This window comes from Nonomuraea sp. NPDC049784 (assembly GCF_040659615.1).
In the GTDB taxonomy this organism is placed as follows: Bacteria; Actinomycetota; Actinomycetes; order Streptosporangiales; family Streptosporangiaceae; genus Nonomuraea.
The window spans coordinates 1-8,104 of record NZ_JBFAMX010000475.1 but is presented as its reverse complement, the minus strand read 5'-3'; the positions used below and the strand labels follow the sequence as shown (position 1 = coordinate 8,104).

Here is an 8,104-nt window from a genome sequence, read left to right as displayed (position 1 = left end):
CACCGACCCGGGGGAGGGCCGCGACCTGGCCGCCACCAGGGTCGAGCTGGCCGATGAGCTGACGGCCCTGCTCGACGACTCCATCGGCCCCGACCCGCGCATCCCGTACGGGCTGAAGACCGAGCTCACCGGCAGCCAGGTCGTGGTGACCCTGCACAACGGCTCGCCGGTGCCGTGGCGAAAGGTCCAGCTGAGCCTGAACGGCGTCCGGGCCTACCCCGTACCGCTGGTGGACCCGGGAACGGCGATCACCGTGGGCTTCCCGATCCCGGGCGCCGGCCGGATCACGGCCCGCGCCCGCTTCACATCGGACGGCCGGTCGCACGCCTTCCGCGTCAGGGCAGACGGCCGACGTGGGCGAGCGCCTGCTTCACCAACATCCCCTGCCCGCCGGCCATCTCCTGCTGCACCGCCGGAGACACTGCGTCCTCAGGCGTGAACCACTCAAAGTCAAGGGCGTCCTGCCGGGGGCGGCAGTCACCCGCGACCGGGACGATGTAGGCAAGCGAGACCGCGTGCTGCCGCGGATCGTGGTACGGGGTGACGCCGGGGGTGGGGAAGTATTCGGCCACGGTGAACGGCTGCGGCGAGGCGGGGATGCGGGGCAGCGCCACATGGCCGAGATCCTTCTCCAAGTGGCGCAGGAGCGCGTCGCGGATCCGTTCATGGTGGAGCACCCGCCCCGAGACCAGCGCCCGGCTGACCGTGCCGTCTGACAAGATGCGCAGCAGCAGGCCGACGCGGGTGACCACGCCGGTGTCGTCGACCCGCACCGGCACGGCGTCGACGTAGAGAATCGGCAGCTGGCCCCGCACCGATTCGAGTTCTTCCGGTGAGAGCCACCCAGGCGTGGTTTCGGTCTTTTCGGTCATCTGCCGATCGTACGTCCCCGGGTCTCGCGCCCGGGAATCTTCCTCCCCGCCAGCCAGGACGAGGCGCAAGTGACGAGCACGATGCCGAAGAACGGCAGATAGGCGATGACTTTCCGCTTCATGTGATCTCCCTCGCCAGCCGCCTGCGCTGCTGCTGGACGGTGTACTTGGGGTCGTTCGCGGACTCCACGCCGGCGTGGAAGATCCCGAACCGGGTGCACGCCGAGCCCGCCAGCAGGGCGGCGCCCGCCGCCACGGCCGCGATCCTGCTGCGGCGGCCCGCGGTCATGCCGGCCAGCGCGCCCGCCAGCACCAGCACCTCGCCCGCGCGCAGCAGCCTGCTCCGCTTGAGCGGCTCGGCCAGCGGCCCGAGCCGCCGCTCCATCCGGACGGCGGCCACGCACTCGGCGGCCGCCCCCAGCAGCGCCGCCCGCCGGGCCGGGCCCGCCTCCGACGGCGGCGCGGCCAGCATCCCCAGCCCGCCCGCCGCGGCCGCGGCCGAGCCCGCGAACAGGAACGGCATCTCCCTGAACCCCTCGTGCCAGGTGGGCACGGCGGTGTCGCAGATCAGCGCGGCGGTGTACGTGGCCACCGCGGGCCCGGCCAGCGCCGCCCCGACCGTGGCGGCCCGCCCCAGGCGGGGGAACCGCCCGGCAAGGTCGGCGGCGGCCGCGAACCCGGCCTGCGGCCCGTACGCGGTGAGGATCCAGGTGCCCACGCTCATGGGCGAGGTCACCTTGAACACCCGCAGCATGTTGAGGAACCGCTCGGGCCGGCCCAGGTCGTGGATCAGCGAGTAGAGCGACCCGCCCAGCGCGCACACGGCCGCGACCTTGCCCGCCCTGGCCAGCCGGGGCCGGCCGGTGAGCTCGGCGGCGGCCGCCAGTGTGGACGACGCGCCGGCCAGGCCGCCGAGGAAGAGATAGCCGGCGATGTCCTGTGCCCGCCAGGTCGGCTCGTTCAGTACCGGCAGCCCGTAGTAGGAGTCGAAGGTCGCCTGCGACGGCTTGAGCCGCTCGCGCCTGTGGCCCGCCGAGCCCGGCGTGGCCTCGCGCTCGGTACGCAGCTCGGCCGAGCCGTCCAAGCGCACGTCGGTCTGACTGGTCATCCCCGCCTCCTCCATACCGGCAGCGCTGTCGCCGCCACGCCGGCCAGCAGGGCGAGTGCCGCGACCCCTGCGTGCCGCCACATCGACGGCAGGTCCCTGGTGGTCACCACGGGGTCGGGCGGCAGCCCGTACACCTCGGGCTCGTCCAGCAGCAGGAAGAACGCCCCCATGCCGCCCACCCCGTCGTCCGTGTCGTGCCCGTACAGGCGGGCGGACGTGACGCCCTGCTCGCGCACCTGGTCGAGCCGGCGCGCGGCCCGCTCGCGCAGTTCGTCCAGGTCCCCGAACTGGATCGAGTCCGTCGGGCACGTCTTGGCGCAGGCCGGCTCCTGCCCGTCGCCCAGCCGGTCGTAGCACATCGTGCACTTGGCCGCGAGGCCGCTGCTCTCGCGCGTGCCGATCACGCCGAACGGGCAGGCGGGCACGCAGTAGCCGCATCCGTTGCAGATGTCCTCCTGCACCACGACCGTGCCGTACTCGCTGCGGAACAGCGACCCCGTCGGGCACACGTCCAGGCAGGCCGCCTCCGTGCAGTGCTTGCACACGTCGGAGGCCATCAGCCAGCGGAAGTCCATGTCGCCGACCCCTGGCTCCTGGTGGCCGAGCGGACGCCGCTGCTCGATGAACGCGACGTGCCGCCAGGTGTCGGCGCCCAGCCCCACGGTGTTGTCGTACGACATGCCGGTGAAGGTCAGTCCGTCCTCGGGGACGGCGTTCCACTCCTTGCAGGCGACCTCGCACGCCTTGCAGCCGATGCAGATGCTGGTGTCGGTGAAGAACCCCACGCGGCCCATCACGCCTCCGTTCCGGTGCCGGCCGTGACGCCGGCCCGCCGCTGGTAGGACCTGACCAGCTCCGGCAGCGCCGGGCCGCGCGGGCGCCGCCCCGGCCGGATGTCGGCCGCCAGGGCCTTGACTTCCTGGATGTGTGAGTTGGGGTCCAGCGAGATCGCCGACAGCTCGTTGGCCGCGTCGCCCCTGGCCAGGCCGTTGGGCCCGTAGTGGAACGGCAGCCCGATCTGGTGCAGCACCCGGCCGTCCAGGTGCAGCGACGGCATCCGGTCGGTGACCATGACCCTGGCCTCGATGGCGTTGCGCGCGGTGATGATCGTGGCCCAGTCGCCGTGCACGAGCCCGCGCTCGGTGGCCAGCTCGGGCGAGACCTCGCAGAACATCTCCGGCTGCAGCTCCGCCAGGTACGGCGTGTGCCGGCTCATGCCGCCCGCCGTGAAGTGCTCGGTCAGCCGGTACGTCGTCACCACGTACGGGTAGACCGACGCCCCCGGCTCGTCGCCGCTCGGCTGGTAGCGGTTGTCCTCGTGCGGGTAGACCTTGCGCGCCGGGTTGCGCTGGTGACCGTAGAGCGGGTTGGCCACCGGCGAGTCCTGCGGCTCGTAGTGCGCCGGCAGCGGCCCGTCCACCACCCCGGACGGCGCGAACAACCAGCCCTTCCCGTCGGCCTGCATGATGAACGGGTCGATCCCCGACAGCGCCGCGATGCCCTGCGCGTCCGGCGGCGGCCGGTAGCCGGGGCTCTTGCCCGCCTCGAAGTCCGGCACGTCGAAGCCGGTCCAGCGGCCCGCGCCGTCGTCCCACCAGACCAGTTTCTTGCGCTCGCTCCACGGGCTGCCGTCCGGCCTGGCCGAGGCCCGGTTGTAGAGGATGCGCCGGTTCGCCGGCCAGGCCCAGGCCCATTCGGCGGCGATCCAGTCCTGCTCGGTGTGCGGCTTGCGGCGCGCGGCCTGGTTGACGCCGTCGGCGTACACGCCGCAGTAGATCCAGCAGCCGCACACGGTGGAGCCGTCGTCCTTGAGCTCGTGGTAGCCCGACAGCGGCCGCCGGCCGGGGTCCCAGCCGTTGATCTCGGCCAGCACCGCCGCGGCGGACGGCTCCTCCAGGGCGCCCTCGACCGGGTAGTCCCAGGTGAGCTCCAGCAGCGGCGCGTCCATCGGGTCCGTCGAGCCCGCCAGCTTCTCCCTGATGATCCGTCCCAGGTGGTACATGAACCACAGGTCGCTGCGCGCGTCCCCGGTCGGCTCGACCGCCTGGTGGTGCCACTGGAGCAGCCGGTTGGTGTTGGTGAAGCTGCCGCTCTTCTCCGTGTGCGAGGCCGCGGGGAAGAAGAACACCTCGGTGCCGATGTCCTTCGTGGCCAGCTCGCCCGTCTCGATCTCCGGGCCGTCCTTCCACCAGGTGGCGCTCTCGATCAGGTTGAAGTCGCGTACGACCAGCCAGTCGAGCTTGGCCATGCCCAGGCGCTGCATCCTGGTGTTCGCCGAGCCCACCGCGGGGTTCTCGCCGAGCAGGATGTAGCCCTTGCACGTGCCGTCGAGCTGCGCCAGCACCGTGTCGTACGTGCTGTGCGACCCCGTCAGCCTGGGCAGGTAGCCGAACCTGAAGTCGTTGTCCGGCTGGGCGGAATCGCCCCACCACGCCTTGAGCAGGCTGACCAGATAGGCGGGCATGTTGGCCCAGTAGCCGCGGTGCGGCGCGTCGGCCCGCAGGAAATTGCGCAGGTTCATGTGCTCGTGCGCGTGCGGCATCGGGATGTAGCCGGGCAGCAGGTTGAACAGGGTCGGCACGTCGCTGGAGCCCTGGATGCTGGCATGCCCGCGCAGGGCCTGGATGCCGCCGCCGGGGCGGCCGATGTTGCCGAGCAGCAGCTGCAGGATGCTCGCCGTCCTGATGAACTGCGAGCCGTCGCTGTGCTGCGTCCAGCCGACCGCGTACACGAAGTCGGAGGTCTTGTCGGGCCCGGAGTTCTCCGTCAGATGCCGGCACACCTGCATGAACAGCTCGCGCGGCACCCCGCACACCCGCTCGACCATCTCCGGCGTGTAGCGGGCGAAGTGGCGGCGCAGCACCTGCATGACGCAGCGCGGGTGGCGCAGCGTCTCGTCGCGCTCCGGTGTGCCGTCCATCGGCAGGCCGCCGGTCGCGCCGGACATCTCGGGACGGCCGGGCGGCATCCTGTCCATCGTCCGGTCCCGATCGCCGGAGGCTGCGGCGACCGTCATCCCCTCGTACTGCCAGCTCTCGTCGTCGTACGTGCGGGTCTCGGGGTCGAAGCCGGAGAAGACCCCGTCGAGGTCCTCGGCGTCGCGGTAGTCCTCCTTGAGGAGGGTGGCCGCGTTGGTGTAGTTGACCACGTACTCGCGGAAGTACAGGTCGTTCTCCAGCACGTGGTTGATGATCCCGCCGAGGAAGGCCACGTCGGAGCCCGCGCGGATCGGCACGTGCAGGTCGGCCAGCGCGCTCGTCCGGGTGAAGCGCGGGTCGACGTGGATGATCACCGCGCCGCGCGCCTTGGCCTCCATCACCCACTGGAAGCCCACCGGGTGCGCCTCGGCGAAGTTCGAGCCCTGGATGACCACGCAGTCGGAGTGCTGCAGGTCCTGCATGAACGTGGTGGCGCCGCCCCGGCCGAACGACGTGCCGAGCCCGACCACGGTCGAGCTGTGGCACACCCGGGCCTGGTTCTCGATCTGCACCACGCCGAGCGCCGTCAGCAGCTTCTTGATGAGGTAGTTCTCCTCATTGTCCAGCGTGGCGCCGCCGAGGCTGGCGATGCCCATGGTCCTGGCGGTGCGCTTGCCGTCCCTCTCCCACTCCCAGGTCCGCCGGCGCGTGTCGATGATCCGGTCGGCCACCATGTCCATGGCGGCGGCGAGGTCGATCTCCTGCCAGTCGGCCGCGCCCGGCGGCCGGTAGAGCGCCTTGTACTGGCGGTTGGACGCGGTGGTGAGCTGCAGGCTGGCCGCGCCCTTGGGGCACAGCCGGCCGCGGCTGATGGGGGAGTCGGGGTCGCCCTCGATCTGGATGACCTTCTCATCCCGTACGTAGACGTTCTGGGCACAGCCCACCGCGCAGTACGGGCACACCGACTTGACGACCCGGTCGGCCGTGGCCGTGCGCGCCCGCAGCGCCGCCGTCCTGGCCGACTTCGCCGCCGCGCCCCGCCCCGTGCGGTCCTCGCCGGTCAGCTGCCGCAGCAGCGGCCACCCCAATTTCATGACGCCCCCCAAGCCCCTGGCCGGGTTCCTGCCCTGCTGCCGGGAGGTGAAAACCCGCAGGTAGAAGGGGTCAGAACAGGCGCGCGGCGACCTCGTCCCATGCGTGGGCGTCGCCGGACGGCTCATAGCGGCGCAGCGGCTGCGAGGAGGCGACCAGCGAGCGCATCTCCTCCAGATCGGACACGAGTCCCGCCGCCCGCGCCTGCACCAGCACGTTGCCGAAGGCGGTCGCCTCGGCAGGACCGGCCACCACCGGCAGCCCGCAGGCGTCGGCGGTGAGCCGGCACAGCAACTCGTTACGCGACCCGCCGCCCACCAGGTGGACGACCTCGACGTCGCGCCCCGACAGCTCCATCGCCTGCCGCACCGCCCGCCGGTGCCCGAGCGCCAGGCTCTCCATCACGCATCGCACGTACGCGGCCGGGGACGACGGCGGCCGCTGGCCGGTGCGGCGGCACTCGGCGGCGATCCTGGCCGGCATGTCGCCCGGCGGCAGGAACACCGGCTCGTCCGGGTTGACCACGGCCGCGAACGGCCGTTCGCCCGCAGCCGCCTTCAGCAGCTCGGCCAGGTCGGAGCCCGGCCAGGCCCGCAGGCACTCCTGCAGCAGCCACAGCCCCATGACGTTGCGCAGGTAGCGGACGGTGCCGTCGATGCCCGCCTCGTTGGTGAAGTTCGCGGCCCGGCTCTCGGGCGTCAGCACGGGCCCCGGCAGCTCCACACCGGCCAGTGACCACGTGCCGCACGAGATGTAGGCGAAGGCGGGTCCAGAGGCGGGAACGGCGGCCACGGCCGAGGCGGTGTCGTGTGAGCCCACCGCCCTGACGGGCGCCGACCAGCCGATCTCCGCGGCCACATCCCGCCGCAGCCCGCCGAGCGCCTCGCCTGGCTGCCGCAGCGGCGGGAACAGCTCCGCGGGCAGTCCGAGCCGCTTGATCAGCGGCAACGCCCAGGACCTGGTGCGCACGTCGAGCAGCCCCGTCGTCGAGGCGTTCGTCACCTCGGCGCCCAGCTCGCCGGTGAGCCAGTAGCCGATCAGGTCGGGGATCAGCAACATCGTCGCCGCCCCGTCGAGCCGGTCGGCCAGCAACTGGTAGATCGTGTTGAACGGCAGCACCTGCAGCCCGGACACCTCGTACAGCGCCTCCGCGCCGACAGACCCGGCCACCTGCTCGGCCACGCCATGCGTGCGGTCGTCGCGGTAGTGCACGGGGTTGCCCAGCAGCGCGCCCGACTCGTCGAGCAGCCCGTAGTCCACCGCCCACGAGTCCACGCCGATGGACGACACCGGTCCGGCGTTGCGCAGTCCGGTGAGGATCTCCCGGTAGAGCCCGAGGACGTCCCAGTAGAGCCGGTCCGCCACGCGTACCGGGCCGTTCGGGAAGCGGTAGGCCTCGGTCAGCTGCAGGCCGTCGGAGAAGTCGGCCAGCATCACCCGGCCGCTGGAGGCACCGAGGTCGACGGCGGCGAAACGGCGGCTCATTGGGTGGACTCCCTGGCGACGAGCTCCGGCTGGAACATGATGTGCTGGTGCGCGTGCGTGTCCGGATTGTCGCACTCGTCCAGCAGCAGCTCGGTGGCGATCCGGCCGAGCTGGTATGTCGGCTGCCGCATCGAGCTGAGCGACACGGTGGAGGCGGCGGCGAAGTCGATGTCGTCGTACCCCATCAGCGCCACCTCCTCCGGCACCCGCACCCCGGACCGCAGCAGCGCGCGGAGCACGCCGAGCGCGAGCAGGTCGTTGGCGCAGAACACGGCCTCGGGCAGGCCGGTCGCGATCAGACCGGCTGCCGCCTTCTCGCCCGCGCGGGCCGTCATCGTGGCGGTCTCGGCGACCCTCAGATCGTCGGGGTCGAGCCCGGCCGCCCGCATCGCGGCCTTCGCGCCCTCCCGGCGCTCCACGCACTGCCTGATCGTCAGCGGGCCCGTCACGTAGGCGACGCTGCGCGCGCCCTTGGCCAGCAGGTGCGTCACGGCGGCCCGGCCGCCCGCGACGTCGTCCACGGCGACCGCGCACTGGTCGGGCCGGTGCGCCGGATGGTCGACCAGCACCACGCTGATGCCGCGCTCGCGCAGCCGGTCGAGCCTGCCGGGGTCCTCGCCGGACGGGGT

At 72.2% G+C, this 8,104-nt stretch carries 8 protein-coding genes; 1 reads left to right on the top strand and 7 read right to left on the bottom strand.

What is annotated here, in order from left to right:
- Positions 1–439: hypothetical protein (locus tag AB0J09_RS48440; RefSeq protein ID WP_360707402.1), on the top strand; the 439-nt coding region annotated here is incomplete at its 5' end.
- Here the strand turns inward: AB0J09_RS48440 and AB0J09_RS48435 are convergent.
- From AB0J09_RS48435 to AB0J09_RS48405, 7 genes are all read right to left on the bottom strand, one after another.
- On the bottom strand, positions 336–872 hold the full coding sequence (locus tag AB0J09_RS48435) for an NUDIX hydrolase family protein (RefSeq protein WP_360707399.1): 537 nt from the start codon (positions 870–872) through the stop codon (positions 336–338). The two genes, AB0J09_RS48440 and AB0J09_RS48435, sit on opposite strands and share 104 nt — an antisense overlap.
- Positions 869–994, bottom strand: a complete 126-nt coding sequence (locus tag AB0J09_RS48430; RefSeq protein ID WP_360707396.1) for a hypothetical protein — start codon at positions 992–994, stop codon at positions 869–871. Before AB0J09_RS48430 ends, AB0J09_RS48435 begins: the two co-directional genes overlap by 4 nt.
- Positions 991–1,980, bottom strand: a complete 990-nt coding sequence (gene nrfD / locus AB0J09_RS48425; RefSeq protein WP_360707393.1) for an NrfD/PsrC family molybdoenzyme membrane anchor subunit — start codon at positions 1,978–1,980, stop codon at positions 991–993. The genes AB0J09_RS48430 and nrfD overlap by 4 nt, the downstream gene beginning before the upstream one ends.
- Positions 1,977–2,774: a 4Fe-4S dicluster domain-containing protein gene (locus AB0J09_RS48420; protein WP_360707390.1), complete on the bottom strand. Its 798-nt coding sequence runs from the start codon at positions 2,772–2,774 to the stop codon at positions 1,977–1,979. Before AB0J09_RS48420 ends, nrfD begins: the two co-directional genes overlap by 4 nt.
- On the bottom strand, positions 2,774–5,992 hold the full coding sequence (fdh, locus tag AB0J09_RS48415; protein WP_360707387.1) for a formate dehydrogenase: 3,219 nt from the start codon (positions 5,990–5,992) through the stop codon (positions 2,774–2,776). Before fdh ends, AB0J09_RS48420 begins: the two co-directional genes overlap by 1 nt.
- 70 nt (positions 5,993–6,062) lie before the next feature.
- A complete protein-coding gene (locus AB0J09_RS48410; protein ID WP_360707384.1) occupies positions 6,063–7,475 on the bottom strand; it encodes a rhamnulokinase family protein in 1,413 nt (470 codons plus the stop codon).
- Positions 7,472–8,104 (bottom strand): substrate-binding domain-containing protein (locus AB0J09_RS48405; protein ID WP_360707381.1); only part of this gene is annotated, 633 nt, incomplete at its 5' end. The genes AB0J09_RS48405 and AB0J09_RS48410, both read right to left, overlap by 4 nt.